The sequence below is a fragment of the Nocardioides sp. CCNWLW239 genome (assembly GCF_037137035.1).
Taxonomy (GTDB): domain Bacteria; phylum Actinomycetota; class Actinomycetes; order Propionibacteriales; family Nocardioidaceae; genus Nocardioides.
In genome coordinates this window covers 932,830-948,168 of record NZ_JBBBNW010000002.1, presented here as the reverse complement: position 1 = coordinate 948,168, position 15,339 = coordinate 932,830, and the positions used below count along the sequence as shown (strand labels likewise).

The 15,339-nt window shown below is 70.3% G+C and carries 16 protein-coding genes and 1 pseudogene; 6 read left to right on the top strand and 11 right to left on the bottom strand.

Going from position 1 to position 15,339, the window contains the following annotated elements:
* Positions 1-12 precede the first annotated feature (12 nt).
* From WBG06_RS10435 to WBG06_RS10410, 6 genes and pseudogenes are all read right to left on the bottom strand, one after another.
* Positions 13-942 (bottom strand): ABC transporter substrate-binding protein, encoded by a 930-nt coding sequence (locus tag WBG06_RS10435; RefSeq protein ID WP_336736517.1) that lies wholly within the window; start codon positions 940-942, stop codon positions 13-15.
* 21 nt (positions 943-963) lie between these two features.
* The gene (locus WBG06_RS10430; protein ID WP_336736516.1) at positions 964-1,611 is read right to left on the bottom strand and encodes an ABC transporter permease; all 648 of its coding nucleotides are present in this window, start codon (positions 1,609-1,611) and stop codon (positions 964-966) included.
* A complete protein-coding gene (locus WBG06_RS10425) occupies positions 1,608-2,264 on the bottom strand; it encodes an ABC transporter permease (protein WP_336736515.1) in 657 nt (218 codons plus the stop codon). Before WBG06_RS10425 ends, WBG06_RS10430 begins: the two co-directional genes overlap by 4 nt.
* A gap of 345 nt (positions 2,265-2,609) precedes the next feature.
* Positions 2,610-3,332, bottom strand: a pseudogene (locus WBG06_RS10420) (ABC transporter ATP-binding protein); the annotation flags it as partial.
* A 261-nt stretch (positions 3,333-3,593) separates the two neighbouring features.
* Positions 3,594-4,154 carry a cysteine dioxygenase gene (locus tag WBG06_RS10415; RefSeq protein WP_336736513.1) on the bottom strand — a complete coding sequence of 187 codons (561 nt, stop codon included), beginning with the start codon at positions 4,152-4,154 and terminating at the stop codon, positions 3,594-3,596.
* Positions 4,151-5,053 (bottom strand): amidohydrolase, encoded by a 903-nt coding sequence (locus WBG06_RS10410; protein WP_336736512.1) that lies wholly within the window; start codon positions 5,051-5,053, stop codon positions 4,151-4,153. Before WBG06_RS10410 ends, WBG06_RS10415 begins: the two co-directional genes overlap by 4 nt.
* A 65-nt stretch (positions 5,054-5,118) precedes the next feature.
* Between WBG06_RS10410 and WBG06_RS10405 the strand changes: the two genes are divergently transcribed.
* Positions 5,119-6,135 (top strand): NADP-dependent oxidoreductase, encoded by a 1,017-nt coding sequence (locus WBG06_RS10405; RefSeq protein WP_336736511.1) that lies wholly within the window; start codon positions 5,119-5,121, stop codon positions 6,133-6,135.
* On the opposite strand, the gene WBG06_RS10400 is transcribed toward WBG06_RS10405, so the two are convergent.
* Complete coding sequence (locus tag WBG06_RS10400) at positions 6,136-7,545, bottom strand: lytic transglycosylase domain-containing protein (RefSeq protein ID WP_336736510.1); 1,410 nt, start codon at positions 7,543-7,545, stop codon at positions 6,136-6,138.
* 195 nt (positions 7,546-7,740) lie between these two features.
* Here WBG06_RS10400 and WBG06_RS10395 point away from each other — a divergent pair, with 195 nt between their 5' ends.
* The 5 genes from WBG06_RS10395 to WBG06_RS10375 all read left to right on the top strand — a co-directional run bounded on the left by WBG06_RS10395 (position 7,741) and on the right by WBG06_RS10375 (position 11,565).
* Positions 7,741-8,511 carry a hypothetical protein gene (locus WBG06_RS10395; RefSeq protein ID WP_336736509.1) on the top strand — a complete coding sequence of 257 codons (771 nt, stop codon included), beginning with the start codon at positions 7,741-7,743 and terminating at the stop codon, positions 8,509-8,511.
* Positions 8,508-9,245, top strand: coding sequence for an SDR family NAD(P)-dependent oxidoreductase (locus WBG06_RS10390; RefSeq protein WP_336736508.1), 738 nt, complete (start codon positions 8,508-8,510; stop codon positions 9,243-9,245). The genes WBG06_RS10395 and WBG06_RS10390 overlap by 4 nt, the downstream gene beginning before the upstream one ends.
* Positions 9,246-9,302: 57 nt before the next feature.
* Entirely contained in the window at positions 9,303-9,662 is a 360-nt protein-coding gene (locus WBG06_RS10385; RefSeq protein WP_336736507.1) for a DoxX family protein, read from the top strand.
* Between the two features lie 83 nt (positions 9,663-9,745).
* Positions 9,746-10,516: a glycerophosphodiester phosphodiesterase family protein gene (locus tag WBG06_RS10380; RefSeq protein WP_336736506.1), complete on the top strand. Its 771-nt coding sequence runs from the start codon at positions 9,746-9,748 to the stop codon at positions 10,514-10,516.
* A 110-nt stretch (positions 10,517-10,626) separates the two neighbouring features.
* The gene (locus tag WBG06_RS10375; protein WP_336736505.1) at positions 10,627-11,565 is read left to right on the top strand and encodes a DUF5926 family protein; all 939 of its coding nucleotides are present in this window, start codon (positions 10,627-10,629) and stop codon (positions 11,563-11,565) included.
* A gap of 97 nt (positions 11,566-11,662) precedes the next feature.
* Here WBG06_RS10375 and WBG06_RS10370 read toward each other — a convergent pair whose 3' ends face one another.
* The 4 genes from WBG06_RS10370 to WBG06_RS10355 form a co-directional block, all read right to left on the bottom strand.
* On the bottom strand, positions 11,663-12,535 hold the full coding sequence (locus tag WBG06_RS10370; RefSeq protein ID WP_336736504.1) for an AraC family transcriptional regulator: 873 nt from the start codon (positions 12,533-12,535) through the stop codon (positions 11,663-11,665).
* An 82-nt stretch (positions 12,536-12,617) separates the two neighbouring features.
* On the bottom strand, positions 12,618-13,556 hold the full coding sequence (locus WBG06_RS10365; RefSeq protein ID WP_336736503.1) for an adenylate/guanylate cyclase domain-containing protein: 939 nt from the start codon (positions 13,554-13,556) through the stop codon (positions 12,618-12,620).
* Between the two features lie 89 nt (positions 13,557-13,645).
* Positions 13,646-14,017, bottom strand: coding sequence for a Crp/Fnr family transcriptional regulator (locus tag WBG06_RS10360; protein WP_336736502.1), 372 nt, complete (start codon positions 14,015-14,017; stop codon positions 13,646-13,648).
* Positions 14,018-14,118: 101 nt separating this feature from the next.
* Positions 14,119-15,321, bottom strand: a complete 1,203-nt coding sequence (locus WBG06_RS10355; RefSeq protein WP_336736501.1) for an arginine deiminase — start codon at positions 15,319-15,321, stop codon at positions 14,119-14,121.
* Positions 15,322-15,339 lie beyond the last annotated feature (18 nt).

Here is a 15,339-nt window from a genome sequence, read left to right as displayed (position 1 = left end):
CGAGCAGCAGCGTCAGCTGATGCCGTTGTCGGCGAGGAACTCCTCGGCGACCGTGGCGGGGTCGGCCTTGTCGACCTGGACCTTGGCGAGCGCGTCGGTCAGGTTGTCGGTGGTGAGCGCCTCGGAGACCGCGTTGAGCGCGGCCTCGGCGTCGTCGGTGAGGGCCTCGGAGCGGATCAGCGGAACGATGTTCTGGGCGAGGAAGAGGTTCTCCGGGTCCTCCAGGACGACCCAGTCGTTGGTCGGGATCGCGGAGTCGGTGGTGAACACGTTGGCGACGTCGACGTCGCCCTTCTTCAGTGCCGCGATGGTCAGCGGGCCGCCGGGGTCGGTGGGCGTGAGCTCCTTGAAGGTGACGCCGTAGACCTTCTCGAGCCCGGGCACGCCCTGGGCCCGCTTCTTGAACTCCGGGCTGGCGCCGAGGGTGAGGTCGTTGGCGACCGGGGCGAGGTCCTCGATGGTGGTCAGCGAGTATTTCTCGGCCGTCTCCTTGGTGACCGTCAGGGAGTCCTTGTCCTCGGCGGCCGACTGCGGGAGCGTCTGGCTGCCCTCGGGGAGTACGTCCTGGAGCGCGTTGTAGACGTCGTCGGGCGCGGAGACGCCCTCCGGCAGATTGCCCTCGGTCAGGTAGGAGAGCAGACCACCGTTGTATTCGGGCAGCAGGTCGATGTCGCCGCTCTTGAAGGCCTCCATGTAGACCTCGCGGGAGCCGATGTTGGGCTTGGTCTGGACCTCGACGCCCTCGGCCTCGAGGGCCTGGGCGTACATCTGCATGAGCAGCTCGCTCTCGGGGAAGTTGGCCGACCCGACCACGATCGTGTCGCCGCCCCCTTCGGATCCCGAGCCGGAGTCGAGCGGGTCGCCACCACCGCAGGCGGTGAGGGTGCCGGCGACGGCGAACGCGGCCAGCAGGTGCGCAGTGAGGCGGGTACGGCGGGACATGGGATTCCTCTCGGTTGGGTGTCAGCCTGCGGGGGTGACCAGCAGACGTTGGGTGCCGGCGAGGGCCAGGTCGAGCACGACGGCGACCACGGCGATCACGATCGCGCCGGCCACCACCTGGTCGTACTCGAGCGTCGCCAGCCCGTCGAAGAGATAGCGGCCGAGACCGCCGAGACCGGCGTACGCCGCGATGGTCGCGGTCGAGACCACCTGGAGCGACGCGTTGCGCAGGCCGCCGACGATGATCGGCAGCGCGATCGGGACCTCCACGCGCCAGGCGATCTGGGACTCGGTCATGCCGACACCTCGCGCCGCGTCGACGGTCTCCGCGGCGACGGCCCGGATCCCGGCGTACGTGGTGGCGAGGATGGGCGGGATGGCGAGCACGACCAGAGCGATCGTCACCGGGACCAGGCCGATCCCGACCAGGGCGAGCGCGAGCATGAGCACGCCGAGGGTCGGCAGCGCGCGGCCGGCGTTGCCGAGGTTGATCGCGATCAGCGCACCCCGGCCGGTGTGGCCGATCAGCAGGCCGATCGGGAACGCGATCGCGGCCGCGATCAGCAGGGCCAAGGCGGTGTAGCCGAGGTGTTCGAGGATGCGTTGGGGGAAGCCGTCGGGGCTGGTCAAGGCCCAGTTCGCGGGGTCGACGAGGTAGTCGAGGCTCATCGGGCACCCGCTCTCGTCCAGGGGGTCAGACCGCGCTGGAGGGCGACGATGAGGACGTCCGCGACGACCGCGAGCGCGACCGAGAGAACGAGCCCGATGACGATCGGCGGCAGGTAGAAACCGAGCTGGAACCCTCGGGTGAAGAGCTGGCCGAGACCACCGATGCCGATCAGCGCGGCAACGCTGACCATGCTCACGTTGGCGACGGTCGCCACCCGGAGACCGGTCAGGATCACCGGCATCGCCAGCGGGAGCTGGACGGTGAACCAGCGGCGTACGGGCCGATAGCCCATCGCGGTGGCAGCCTGGAGGACCGTCGGGTCGACCGCATCGAGACCGTCTGCGGTCGTGCGGACGAGCAGCGCGAGGGAGTAGAGGGTGAGCGCGATGACGACGTTGATCGGGTCGAGGACGCTGGTGCCGAGGATGCCCGGGAGCAGCAGGAGCAGGGCCAGCGACGGCACGGTGTAGACCACGCTGCCGGTGGTGAGCGCGATGTGGCGCACCGGGCCGTAGCGGTGGACCAGGGCGCCCAGCGGCAGCGCGAGCACGAACGCGATCAACACCGGCAGCAGGGCGAGCCAGATGTGCTGGACGAGCGCGGTCAGGACGGCGTCGCCGTTGGTGTCGAGGTAGCGCCAGATGTCACCCACGTGCGCTCACCCGGCCCCCTCTGCCGTGGCCAGGGCCGTCAGCCGCTCCCGCTGCTGGGAACGTACGCTGCCGGCCAGGTCCTCGAGCAGGACCAGCCCGTCGGCACGCCCCTCCGCGTCGACCCGCACCGCGGCTCCGGCAGGCGAGAGGATGACCAGGTCCGTGACCGTACGCAGGTTGGCTCCGTCGCGGAAGGTGCCCTCGGTCGGGAGGAGCCCGTCGGTGCCGCGCCAGCCCAGCGGTCGGCCGTCGTGGTCGACCTCGAGACTGAGGCCGTCGACACGGTGGTCGATGGGCTTGAGCGTGACCTCGTTGCCGTCGGCGAACGAGAGACCGCGGAAACCGCGGTCGCGGCCCACGAGCGAGGCGACGAAGTCGTCGGCCGGGGTGGCCAGGAGGTCGGCCGGCGCAGCGTACTGAGCCAGCCGGGCTCCCTGGGCGAAGACGGCCACCTTGTCGCCGAGCCGGATCGCCTCGTCGATGTCATGGGTGACCAGGACGATCGTCTTGCCGAGCTCGCCCTGGAGTCGGAGCAGCTCCTGCTGGAGGTCGTCGCGTACGACCGGGTCGACCGCGGAGAACGGCTCGTCCATGAGCAGCACCGGCGGGTCGGCGGCGAGCGCCCGGGCGACGCCGACGCGCTGCTGCTGGCCACCCGAGAGCTGCGCCGGATAGCGCTTGCCGAGGTCAGCCGGGAGCCCGACGCGCTCGAGCAGGTCGAGGGCGCTCGTGCGTGCCTCCCGACGGGCGATGCCCTGCAGGAGGGGGACCGTGGCGACGTTGTCGAGGACCGTGCGGTGCGGGAAGAGCCCGGCGCCCTGGATCACGTAGCCGATCTCGCGCCGCAGCTCCGCCTCCGGGCGGGTGGTGACGTCGGCGCCGTCGATCAGGACCCGCCCGGAGGTCGGCTCGATCATCCGGTTGATCATCCGCAGCGCCGTCGTCTTGCCGCATCCTGAAGGCCCGACGAAGACGGTGATCTGCCCGGTCTCGACGGTCATGGAGAGGTCGTCCACCGCGACGGTGCCGTCCGGATAGCGTTTGGTCACGCCCTCGAACTCGATCACAGCCACCGCTCCTGTCTGTCGTTCCCCACCTGCGGATGCCGTTGCACAAGATCTTCAGCCTGCCAGATCCCCGGAGGGAACAGAAGGTATTAAAGGGATAGGCAAAGTGGTCTTTGCCGCTCCGTGTTCCTGTGCTCGATGCGTTGAAATCTGCCACATCTCGTCCGCTCAGCCGGGCAACCCGGTCCTGGGCGCCGAGATGTCGCGGCGCTTGTCTCGAGGTGGCAACCACATCGGCGCACGCCTCATTCCGCCGGCCCTTCAGTCGTCCAGCGGGCGCAGCTCGTCGGCGTAGGAGACCGAGACGCGGCGCAGCACGCCGTCCTCACTGATCGCGTACTGGCCCATCCGCCACAGCGGTGGTGAGTACGCGTGGAGCGACGCCGAGCCGTCGACCGCGCCGCTCATCCGGTGGATGTGGTCGGGGCCGAAACCGAAGCTGTGGCCCGCGCCGACCTCGCGCTGCACGGACTCCGCGCCGAATCTCGGCTGCTGCTCGGCGACCACCCCATGGGTCACCGCGACCGCGCCCGAGGAGATGTCGTGGTCGTGCCAGCCGGTGTCGTCGACCGTGTTCCAGCACAGCAGCCAGACGTCGATGTCCTTGTCGCGGTAGAGCGAGACGTAGTGGCGCCCGCCGGTGTCGTGGCGCACCAGGTGCTCCCACAGGTCGGGGCGGGCGGCGAGCTGGTCGACCCAGGCGCGGAGCTCGTCCGGGGTCAGAGCCCGGCCCGGAAGGGCGGGCAGGTCCGCGGGGTTCAGAACCCGGTCCGTGGCGGGCGCAGTGGCGGTCTGTTCGGTGGTCTGTTCGGCGATGGTCATCGGTCTCCTCCGGTGAGCAGGTGGTGCGGGTTGGTGACGAGGACGGCCCGGCTCAGGGCCTCGCCGAGGTCGAGGCCGGTCACGCTCGGCTCGGCGTACGGCCGGTCCGAGCCGTTCACCAGCGGGTCGACGCCGACCACGCGCGACATCGCGTCGATCGCCTGGGTGCCGTAGGAGGACGTCTCGTAGTAGACGTGCCGGTCGATCGCGCCGAGGATCCCGCCGCGCTGGGCGAGGCGCTCGTGGTGCAGCGGCGCGAGCCCGGCCAGCCCGACGAACGCGATCCGCAGCGTCGGCAGCAGCGACCTGCCCGCGACGTGCCAGGAGTGCCAGGCGGCGCTCTGCTGGGCGACGTACGAGGTCAGGGCCGGCCACCAGCCGGGCAGTCCGGCGGGGGTGGGGACGGGGGCGGCGGGTCCGGGGTGGACGAGGACGGGCAGGTCGGCCTGCTCGGCGGTGGCGAGCACCGGGGCGATGTCATCCAGTGCGGCCGGGGTCGCGAGCGCCGTCGCCGGCACCTGGAGGCCGTGGACCCGGTCGTGCTTCAGGGTCGCGGCGAGGTCGTCGAGGTCTGACTCGACGATCCCGGGCGCGGCCCACAGACCGTAGTCGGGCGGCAGGTCGTCGGCGAGGCCGTGCCAGGCGTCGAGCAGCCCGCGCGCCTCGTCCGGGTCGAGCGACTCGATGCCCAGCGGGCTGGAGAGGGACAGCAGTACGAGGTCGTTCTCACGTGCCGCGCGCCGGGCGAGGTCATGGTCGGCCGCGTCGACGGCGAAGGGCGGCTCGCCGTCGAGGTGGAGCACCCACCCGTCGAGGTACGGAGGCTGCCTGCGGCGGCGCAGCTCCTCGACCACTGCCGGCGGCCACAGGTGCTGATGGACGTCGACCGGGCGCTTCATGCCCTAAGTCAATAAGATTAATACTGTTTAAGCAAGTCTCTTCGCCGGTAGGGCACCATGGCGGGATGACCGACACGAACACCCAGATCCTGCTCCGCGCCCGCCCGGTCGGTGAACCGACCGCCGATGACTTCTCGATCGTCACGTCCGACGTGCCGATGCCCGGGGAGGGCGAGGTGCTGCTGCGTACGACGTTCCTCTCGCTCGACCCCTACATGCGCGGCCGGATGAGCGATGCACCGTCGTACGCCGAGCCGACCGCTCTGGGCGACGTGCTCCCCGGCGCCACCGTCGCCGAGGTGGTGGAGTCGCGCGACCCGTCGCGGCAGGTGGGCGACGTCGTGCTGGCGTACGGAGGCTGGCAGGCGTTCTCCGTCTCCCCGGCCGCGCACACCCGCCTCCTCGACCCGTCCGTCGCGCCGGTCTCGACGGCGCTGGGTGTGCTGGGGATGCCAGGCTTCACCGCGTACGCAGGGCTGACGCAGATCGGGCGGCCGCAGCCCGGCGAGACCGTCGTCGTGGCGGCGGCGACCGGGCCCGTGGGTGCCACCGTTGGGCAGATCGCGAAGATCCTCGGCTGCCGTGCGGTCGGGATCGCCGGCGGCCCCGAGAAGGTCGAGCACCTGAACGAGCTCGGCTTCGACGCCGCGCTCGACCACCGTGCGCCCGACTTCAAGGACCAGTTGAAGGCCGCAGTGCCCGACGGCATCGACGTCTACTTCGAGAACGTCGGTGGGCATGTCTGGAACGCGGTGCTGCCGCGGCTCAACAAGTTCGCCCGGGTGCCGGTCTGCGGGATCGTCGCGCACTACAACGACACCGCCGCGCCCGAGGGGCCCGACCGTGCGCCCGGGCTGATGCGGCACGTGCTCAACAAGTCCCTGTTGATCAGGGGTTTCATCCAGACCGAGTTCGTCCGCGACCACGAGCAGACCTTCCTCACCGAGGCCGCCGGCTGGATCGCCGACGGCAGGCTCCGCTATCGCGAGGACATCACCGAGGGTCTCGAGAACGCGCCTGCCGCGTTCAACCGGATGCTGCGCGGTCAGAACTTCGGCAAGACGGTGATCAAGGTCAGCTGATCACGGGGTCGGCGAGGCGGTTGCAGGATCCGTCTCGCCGGCACCATCGGTCGCGGTGTCCTCCGGCGGAGTGTCCTCCGGCGGAGTCTGCGCGCCCTCTTCCTTCGGCTGTGGGAGGTCGGCGAAGGCCGGGTCTTCCGAGTCGAAGAGGGTGCGCAGGTGTTCCCTGATCTTGGGGTCCGTGGGCATTGCCACCTCCGGCCCGAAGGTGGCAAGGCAGTTGTCGATGACGGCCTGGTAGGTCGTCGGGTAGGCGGTCTCGAGCTCCTCGCCGTAGACCTCGACCGTCGCCGTCTCGCACGGCTCCCTCAGGGTCGCGTCCGTCGTCACGTCCGTAGGGGTCGGAGTCGGGGTCGGAGTCGGGGTGGGCGTCGGAGTCGGGGTGGGGGTCGGCTTCGTCGTGCCGTCGCCCGACGAGCCGTCCGTGTTCTGGTCCTTGTCGCCGGTGTCCGCGGGCTTGGTCGGCGCAGGGGCGGGCGTCGGCGCAGGAGCAGGAGGCTTGGGTGCGCTCTTGGTCTCCGACTTCGGCGCCGGCGCGACGGTGTTCGAGGTGCGCGGGAGGGCAGACGCGTGCGGCCTCACGGTCGAGGGCGCCTCGCCGTCGACCGAGGGCGAACCCGGGAACTCCCCGGCGCGGTACTGGCCGGCGATCTTCAGGACCGCCTCGACGTACGTGTCGCTCTGGTTGTAGCGGTAGACCGCAGCCCGGGCGCCGGCGTCGGTGCTGACGTCCTCGGTGCCCGCGCACACGAACGCCGCCGTGGCGACGGCGGCGTCATCGATGTCCTGAGGGTCGCGGCGGTTGTCGCCGTCACCGTCGGCACCTGCGTAGGTCCAGGTCGAGGGGATGAACTGCATCGGGCCGACCGCGCGGTCGTAGACGGTGTCGTGGTCGTAGAGACCGTTGTCGGTGTCGCGGATCGCCGCGAAGTTGCCGGCGCCGTTGAGCTGCGGGCCGATGATCGCGGGGATGGCGAGGCCGTGGGAGTTGAGCTCGCTGTCGCCGAACTGACCGTGGTTGCTCTCGACCATGCCGATGGCGGCGACCAGCGTCCAGTCGAGGCGGCAGGTGCTGTCGGCGGCGTTGAGCACGGTGGCCGAACGCTGGTAGGCGGCGAGCGCGACCGGCGGGATCGACAGTCCTTCGGCGTTGGCGGCCAGCTTGACCGCGTCGGTCGGGGTCAGGTTCTTCACGCCGCCCAGGCCGCCGGAGATGCCCAGCGGGTCCTGCAGCGTGCCCGGGTCAGGCAGCTCGGGCTGCGGGTGTCCGGTGTCCAGGCTTCCCTCGCTCGGGGCCAGGAAGGCGAAGGCAGCCATCAGCGCGCCTGCGGCGACGGCCCGAGGGCCGATGCTGGTCAGCGCTGCGGTGCTGATGCTTCTGGCCGAGAGTTTTCGGGATGCTTTGGTCACGCCGATCTCACCTTCTACACGCGTGGGGTACGTGTCCGTCCACCTGAGCCTACCCAGGTATCCCAGTTCTTCACCCGGCAATCAGAAATCCGGCTGTCGCCGTCAAGAGACATCAATATTCGGGAAGTATGACGTTGGGCTGAAGTTCCTCTGTTGGTCACGTGGTCTCGTCGTGCGCCTGTCACCGTGGTGGACATGACTGAACGGACGCGTCTGTGGATGGTTCCGCTGGTCGCGGCCGCGGGTTGGTGCGTCGGTTTCCTGCCGCAGCTCGTCCAGCCGCAGCCGCTCCTGCTCGCCCCGATGGTCGCCGAGCTGGTCTCGTTCACCCTGCTCGCGGCCGCGCTCGGTGGACTCGCTGCCGGGCTTCGATCGGACCGACGGCTGCTCAGCGCCCTGCTCGCCTCGTCGGGGGTCGTGGGTGCAGCCGCCCTGGGCCTGGTGCTCGCGGCCGGCCCGGCGGCGGCCAGCTCGTCGAGGGCGACCCAGCTGACCGCGGTCGCGGCGATCACGACGGTCGCCGGTCTCGCCGCGGGACTCGCCGCGAGTCTCGGCCCGTGCGTGCTCCGGGCGCCGATGCTCGCGGCGCCGGCCGTCTGCGTACCACTCTGGCTCGACGGGATCCTTCCCGGCGAGCTGCCGTCGTCGGTCATCGACGCGCTGCTGGCGGCCGCGCTGGTGACAGTGCTCGTCACCTCGGTACGCCGCGCCGTCGACCTCGTCGCCTGGGTGCCCGCCTGGATCCTGGGCTGGGCGATGCAGACGCTGCTGACGGTGCTGGTGGCCATCGGCGTACTCGTCCAGGAGGGCCGCTCGATCGACCTCGGCCTGCTCTCCGCGCACCTGGTCTACTTCCACGAGCGCTGGAACGAGCCCGCGGTGCACTATCCCGCCGGCTGGGCACTGGCCGGTGTGCTGGCACTGGCGCTGGTGGCGTGGAGGCTGCGTGACACGCTTCGGGTGTGACTGACACATCCCTGCGCACCCTCATCACCGGCGGCACCCGCGGCATCGGTGCCGCCATCGCTCATCGTCTGGCCGCTGACGGCCACGACGTCGTGCTCGGATACCTGTCCGACGAGGCTGCGGCCGTGGCGACGCGCGACGAGGTCCGGGCGCTCGGGGTCTCCTGCGAGATCGTGGCCGCGGACATCACCACCGACGCCGGGATCGCCGCGCTCTTCGAGGCCGCCGGCCCGATCACCGGCGTGGTCAACAACGCCGGTGCGACCTACCGCTACGCACCGCTGGTCGAGACCCCGGCGGACGAGATCCGGAAGACGTACGACGTCAATCTGGTCGGCCCCACGCTGGTCGCCCGCGCGGCGGTGTCTGCGCTCACCGACAACGCGGACGGTGGCGTGATCGTCAACATCTCCTCCGGCGCCGCGACGCTGGGATCACCGGGAGAATACGTCCACTACGCCGCCGCCAAGGCCGGGATCGACGCGCTCACCAAGGGTCTCGGGCTGGAGGTCGCCCGGCTCGGCATCCGGGTCGTGGCCGTCGCTCCCGGACTCACCGAGACCGATCTGCACGCGGCGACCGGCGACCCGGGCCGGATCGCGCGGATGGCGCCGCAGATCCCGATCGGCCGCGCGTCCTCACCCGCCGAGGTCGCCGAGGCGGTCGCCTGGCTGATGAGCGACAAGGCTGCCTACGTCACCGCGACGACGCTGCGGGTGGCCGGCGGACGGTGATGTCACAGGACGGTGGCGTACCTCGTCCTGGTTGGCATGAACATCATCTTGTGGATTGTGACGATCTTTCTCGCTGCCGGTTTCCTGGCCGGTGGCCTGGCGATGCTGCTGCTGTCGAAGGAGCGGTTCCGCAATGCGTTCGACGGCTGGCGCTACGCCGACGACTTCCCGGACGGTTTCCTCAAGGTCATCGGGGTGATGAAGCTGCTGGCCGTCGCCGGGCTGATCCTGCCCGCCGTGACCGGGACGGCGACGTGGCTGGTGCCGCTCGCCGCGCTCGGGCTGGTGCTGCTGATGACCGGCGCGACGACCACCCGCATCATCCGCAAGGAGTGGGGTGCCGCCGTCGGCGACCTCGTCTTCTGGTCGCTGGCGGCCTTCGTGGCCTTCGGCCGGCTCGAGGTCGTGCCGTTCTAGGACCGTGGAATACGCGGCGGGGTAACGTTTTTCAGTGACGTGTCGTGCGCCCGCGAGGTTGTCCGATGGACCACAATCGCCTCATGAGGCCCCAGGTGGTCGCGCATCGCGGCGCCAGTCATGAGATCGCGGAGCACACCCTGGCTGCGTACGTCGCGGCTCTGGATGCGGGCGCGGACGCCTTGGAGTGCGACGTGCGCCTGACGATGGACGGACATCTCGTCTGTGTCCACGACCGGCACCTGCGTCGGATCGGTGCCCGCGGTCTGGTCTCGGAGATGACGCTCGCCGAGCTGCAGGCGATCGACTTCGCGGCGTGGAAGAACGGGTTCTGGGACGGCGAGGACGAGGCGCCCGATCGGGACAAGCGCGGCGTACTCACGCTCCACCGGCTCCTGCGAACCGTGCGGGACTACGACCGCCACGTCGAGATGGCGATCGAGACCAAGCATCCGACGCGCTACGGGGGGCTGACGGAGGGGCGGCTGGTCGACGTGCTGAACGACTTCGGCTGGGCGGGCCCGGGCAGTCCGGTGCGGGTGATGAGCTTCTCGTTCACGGCGCTGCAGCGGGTGGAGCGGCTGGCTCCCGGCGTACCTCTGGTCCAGCTCATCGACCGCGCTCCCAACTGGTCGCTCCTGCGCCATGCGATCGGCCCGGACTGGTGGCTCGGCGCCGGGATCGACATGCTCACCGCCCACCCCCGGCTCGCCCAGCGGCTGGCCTCGAAGGGCCGCAACCTCCACGTCTACACCGTCAACACCGAGGATCAGCTCAAGCTCTGTCTGGACCTCGGGGTCAACGCGGTGATCACCGACCGGCCGGGGTTCATGTTGGAGCTGCTCGGCCGCTGAGCCAGCTGTAACACGCTGTTACACCCACTATCCGGCCGTTCTCATAGGGCGAGTAGTAGCACGAACGACGTGTTACACGTCGCGGACGCCCGGCAGGTTAGGGTTTGGCCGTGGCCAAGAAGTCCCGAGTCAAGAACCGTCAGGCGGCTGCGGCCCCGGCGGACGGTCCCAACCCGCGCGCGGCGTGCCCGTGCGGGTCCGGCAAGCGTTACAAGGCGTGCCACGGTGCCGCCGGTGGTGCCTTCGTGGGGCGCCCGTTCGAGGGGCTGCCCGGCGAGTGCGACCTGGTCGCGCTCCGCGAGCTGGTGCCGTCGGCGACGGTGTCGCTGACGATCAAGGGCCACGAGTCGACCCCGGTCAGGCTGGGCACCCTGCTGCCCGGCGCCGCGCCGGCCATGTCGCGCGACTCCGGTGAGGTCTGGGCGGGGCTGCAGGTGCAGCACAACTACGGCGATGTCTCCCGTGACGTGGCTGCGGCGTTGCTCCAGGCGCTGGAGGCACGGGCTGCCGGTGAGTCCGGCATCTTCGGCCTCACCAGCGCGCCGGGCCCCGGCCCCCGGCTGCAGGACATCGTCACCGACGAGTCCCTGGACGTCACCGTCCACGAGGGCTTCGACTGGTGGCTCGGCGACGTCGAGGACAAGGGCGACTTCGAGCACGCGCTCGAGCACGCCAACGAGTCGGTGCTGCCGACCGAGCGGTTGACCTCGGTCGAGGCTGCTTACTGGACCTCGGTCGGCTCCAAGGAGCACCTGCGCTGGGTCATGCCCGAGCCCGAGGACGCGCTGCTCACCGCGCTCGCGCGTCTGCACGTGGCCGGCGACGACGTGATCGTCCCCGACGCCCGTTTCGTCGGCATGTTCCGCGCCCACGGCCTGCTCGCGCCTGTCTGGGACCTGCCGGTCGGCACCGGCGCCGAGGCGCTCGAGGAGCCGGCGGTGGCGTTCAAGAAGCTGCTCGACGAGGCCCTCGCCGACGACTCCGAGATCACCCCCGAGGTGCGCTCGGCTCGTGCGGGGCTCGCCAACCGGCAGGTCACCATTCGCTGAGGTGTGGATGCTGACCGAGGTAACTCGGTCAGCACTCACCTCCTTCGTGGAGTTCCGCGAGGGGAGTGACTGTTCACCGAGTTATCTCGGTGAGCATTCACCGCTCGACCGGCAACCAGAGCTCGCACGACGCGTACGTCTCGGTGAGCTCGAGATAGCGCAGCACCGACGGCCCGGGGCGGAGCCGCCAGGGGTTCGACGGGAACCAGTCGGTCGCGGTGGCGGCCCAGAGCTGCTGCAGCGCCTCCGGATGCGGGCCGCTGGACGAGAAGACCGCCCAGGAGCTGGCGGGCACGGTGATGACGTCCAGCCCGGCCGGCACCGAGACCGACGGCGTGACCGCGACCCCGTGCAGGTAGGTGATCATCGACCCCTCCGGCGCATCGGGCGAGGGGGAGTCGGTGACGGCGAGGATGCCCCGCGGGTCGGTGTCGTTGAGCTCCTTGAGCCGGACGTGATCCTCCGGCGCCAGCGAGCCGATGTGAGCCTGGATGTGCGGGTTCACGCCTTCGTAGATCAGCGGGACCTCGGCGGCGTGGCCGACGAGGCGCAGCTCGGGCATGTCGTTGATGGTGACGTCCATCGGGGTGCTCCCTTCGACGCTCAGGCGGAACCTGAGCGTGGGTTGTGTGCGTAGCGGACCACCCGATCGGCGTACGTCGGCGGGAGCCGTCCCGTGCACCGCCCGGAACGCGCGCCCGAACGCCTCGGTCGAGCCATAGCCGTAGCGCACCGCGACCTCCAGGAGGTCGGGGGCACCGGCCACCAGGTCGGCCGCGGCCAGGGTCATCCGCCGGCGGCGTACGTATTCCGACAGGGGCATCCCCGCCAGCGCCGAGAACATCCGGCGCAGGTGGTATTCGGTGGTGCCGTGGTCGCGGGCGACCCGAGCCACGTCGATCTCGCCGGCGACACCGTTGCCGAGCTCTGCCTCGACCAGGTCGACCAGGGTGTTGAGCGTGCCGATCATGTGGTCCTCCTTTCACCATCAAGCCTGGCTCGGGAGCACCTCTCCGAGCCCAACTTTCCTGGCCCGTTTCGGTCGGGTGGGTTCAGTCGGATCGCGAGCGCAGCCGGAACGCCTGCAGGCGGGAGTAGCCTTTCACGCTCGTACGCCGCATCTTCTCCACCTGGAAGCCGTCGACGTCCTCGAGCGCGGCGGCCGCGTTCTGGTCGACGACGACCGACGAGGGCCGGGCGACGGTCGTGAGCCGGGCGGCGATGTTGACCGTCGGACCGAACACGTCGCCGAGCCTGAGCACGACGTCGCCGTAGGAGATCCCGGCCCTGACGTGCGGAAACGCGCTCTCCTTGTCGTCCCCGAGAGCGGCCAGCTCCAGCGCCGTCCGGGCCGCGGCGGCGACGTCCTCGAAGGTGAAGAACACTCCGTCGCCGAGATACTTGATCACTCGTCCGCCGTGCTCGACGACGACGTCGGAGCAGGTGTCCTCGAACTCCTCGACCCAGTCGACGAGCTCCTTGTCGCTGAGCCGCTTCGAGCGGGAGGTGTAGCCGACGATGTCGACGAACCCGACCGCCAGCGGCACCGCGGAAGCGTCCGCGACCGTGAGCATCCGTCGCGCCGCGCTCACCAGGTGGCGGCGCCAGACGTAGTCCTGCAACGACTCGACCAGCGGCAGCACCTGTGCGCTCAGTGCGACCAGGTCCTCGACCTCGTCGCCGCCCCGCTCGCGGGCCACCTCCGCCAGCAGCGACGTCTGCCATTCGGCCAGGCGTGCGTAGGACCGTCCCCAGGTCCGCACGAGCGCGGCCTGCCGGTCCTCGCTGAGCACCCCGAGGCGTACGAGCTCCTGCGTCATCCGCAGCGCCTCGACATCGGCGTCGGTGAAGGCGACCTCGTCCTCGCCGGCGTGCGGGAAGCCGAGGTGGTGCCAGAGCTCCTCGGTGACGTCCATGGGTACGCCGGCCGCCTTCGCGACCTCGCCCCGCGTCAGCGTGGGCGACTGGCCGAGGACGAACGACTCGACCACGGCGAGCGCCTCGGTCAGCTCGATGTCCGCCTCGCGGCTGCGGCCGTCCTCGGCGTGCTCCTCGGGGTCCTCCGAGGCCTCGTTGTCGGTCAGGAGCCGAACCTCTCCTGGGCGACCTTCTCCAGTGCCTTGGCGAACGACGGCATCTCGACGGACAGCTGCTGCAGCTTGTCGGCGCTGAGGTGGATCAGGTCGAGCGGGGTGAGGGCGACGATGGAGGCCGTACGCAGCGACCCGCGCAGGATCGCCGCCTCGCCGATGATGTCACCGGGACCGCACTGGGCGATCTCCTCCTTGTCCCGGCGGACCGAGACGGTGCCGTCGAGGATGATGTAGGCCTTGTCCGGCGGGGTGTCCTCCCAGATCGGCGACCAGCCTTCCGGCAGATGTACGCGGGTGCCGGTGGCGCTGATGTGCGCGATCTCCTTGGGGGTGAACGTGGAGAAGAACGACTCGGTCACGAGGTTTCCTTCGGTCGGCTGTGGGGTGGCTGCCGCTAGGCGGCGGCAGTTATACAGATCAACGATGTTCGTCCACAGGGGTTACCCACCGGTGTGGTCGACTATGCGGGCAGCGGGTCGCGAGCGATCGGACAGCTCATGCAGCGCGGACCACCTCGGCCGGAGCCGAGCTCGGAGCCCGCGATGGCGATGACCTCGATCCCGGCGGCCTCCAGAGCCTCGTTGGTCTGAGTGTTGCGCTCGTAGCCGACGACCACGCCCGGCGACAGCGCCAGGGTGTTGTTGCCATCATCCCACTGCTCGCGCTCGGCGGCGACCGGGTCGAGGCCGGTGTCGACGTGGTGGAGCTTGTCGATGCCCATCGCCTCGGCGGCGACCTCGAGGAAGGGTCGAGGGGCGGCGATGTCCAGCCCGCCGGCGTCGTCGGAGGGGGTGACCGCGTAGGCCACCAGCGAGTCGACCGCGTTCGGGTAGATCACCATCTTGTCGGTGTTCACCAGCGTCGCGATCGTGTCCAGGTGCATCGTCGCGCGCTCCTGCGCGATCGGCACCGCGAGCACGGTGTGGGCAAGCCCCTCGGCGAAGACCTGGCGGGCCAGCCGCTCGGCGCCGGCCGGGGTCGTACGCTCGCCGACACCGACGGCGACGACACCGGGGGCGAGCAGGAGCACGTCACCGCCCTCGACGTGCTCGAGGTGGGACCCGTGCAGCCGCGGACTGGCGCGGAAGCGCGGGTGGAACTGGTAGATCAGCTCGGTGAGCGCGGTCTCGCGCTTGCGCGCCGGCATCGCCAGGCTCGTGACGGTCGCGCGGTCACGGATCCACACCGACGAGTCGCGGGTGAAGAGCAGGTTGGGAAGCGGGTCGATGAGGAAGTCGTCATGGGCGAGCAGGCTCGTGACCAGGCCGTGGCCGCCGCGTACCTCGTCGTTGCGGACGCCGGCGGTCAGGTGGTCGGTCAGCTCGGCCGGGCCGGCGTCGGCGAGCGCGCCGCTCAGGTAGTCGCGCAGGGTGTCGCCCAGCGTGAGCGAGCCCAGCACGTTGTCGAGCGCCCGCTTCCGTGCCTCCGGCACCTCGAGCGTCTCGGTGAGCAGGTCGGTCAGGTAGAGCACCTCGACGTCGCGCTCGCGCAGCGCGGCCGCGAAGGCGTCGTGCTCGTCCTGGGCCCGCTTCACCCACGGGATGCCGTCGAAGAGCAGCTTGTCGTTGTTGCGCGGGGTCAACCGGGTGAGCTCCCGGCCGGGTCGGTGGAGCATGACCGTACGCAGTCGACCGACCTCGCTGTCGGCACCAAGTTCAACCATGCCGGGCAGCCTAGATCA

Bases quoted from the DNA above. Each gene is read 5' to 3' on its own strand.
- WBG06_RS10435 (WP_336736517.1), bottom strand. From the start codon at position 942: ATGTCCCGCCGTACCCGCCTCACTGCGCACCTGCTGGCCGCGTTCGCC.
- WBG06_RS10430 (WP_336736516.1), bottom strand. From the start codon at position 1,611: ATGAGCCTCGACTACCTCGTCGACCCCGCGAACTGGGCCTTGACCAGC.
- WBG06_RS10415 (WP_336736513.1), bottom strand. From the start codon at position 4,154: ATGACCATCGCCGAACAGACCACCGAACAGACCGCCACTGCGCCCGCC.
- WBG06_RS10410 (WP_336736512.1), bottom strand. From the start codon at position 5,053: ATGAAGCGCCCGGTCGACGTCCATCAGCACCTGTGGCCGCCGGCAGTG.
- WBG06_RS10405 (WP_336736511.1), top strand. From the start codon at position 5,119: ATGACCGACACGAACACCCAGATCCTGCTCCGCGCCCGCCCGGTCGGT.
- WBG06_RS10395 (WP_336736509.1), top strand. From the start codon at position 7,741: ATGACTGAACGGACGCGTCTGTGGATGGTTCCGCTGGTCGCGGCCGCG.
- WBG06_RS10380 (WP_336736506.1), top strand. From the start codon at position 9,746: ATGAGGCCCCAGGTGGTCGCGCATCGCGGCGCCAGTCATGAGATCGCG.
- WBG06_RS10370 (WP_336736504.1), bottom strand. From the start codon at position 12,535: ATGATCGGCACGCTCAACACCCTGGTCGACCTGGTCGAGGCAGAGCTC.
- WBG06_RS10355 (WP_336736501.1), bottom strand. From the start codon at position 15,321: ATGGTTGAACTTGGTGCCGACAGCGAGGTCGGTCGACTGCGTACGGTC.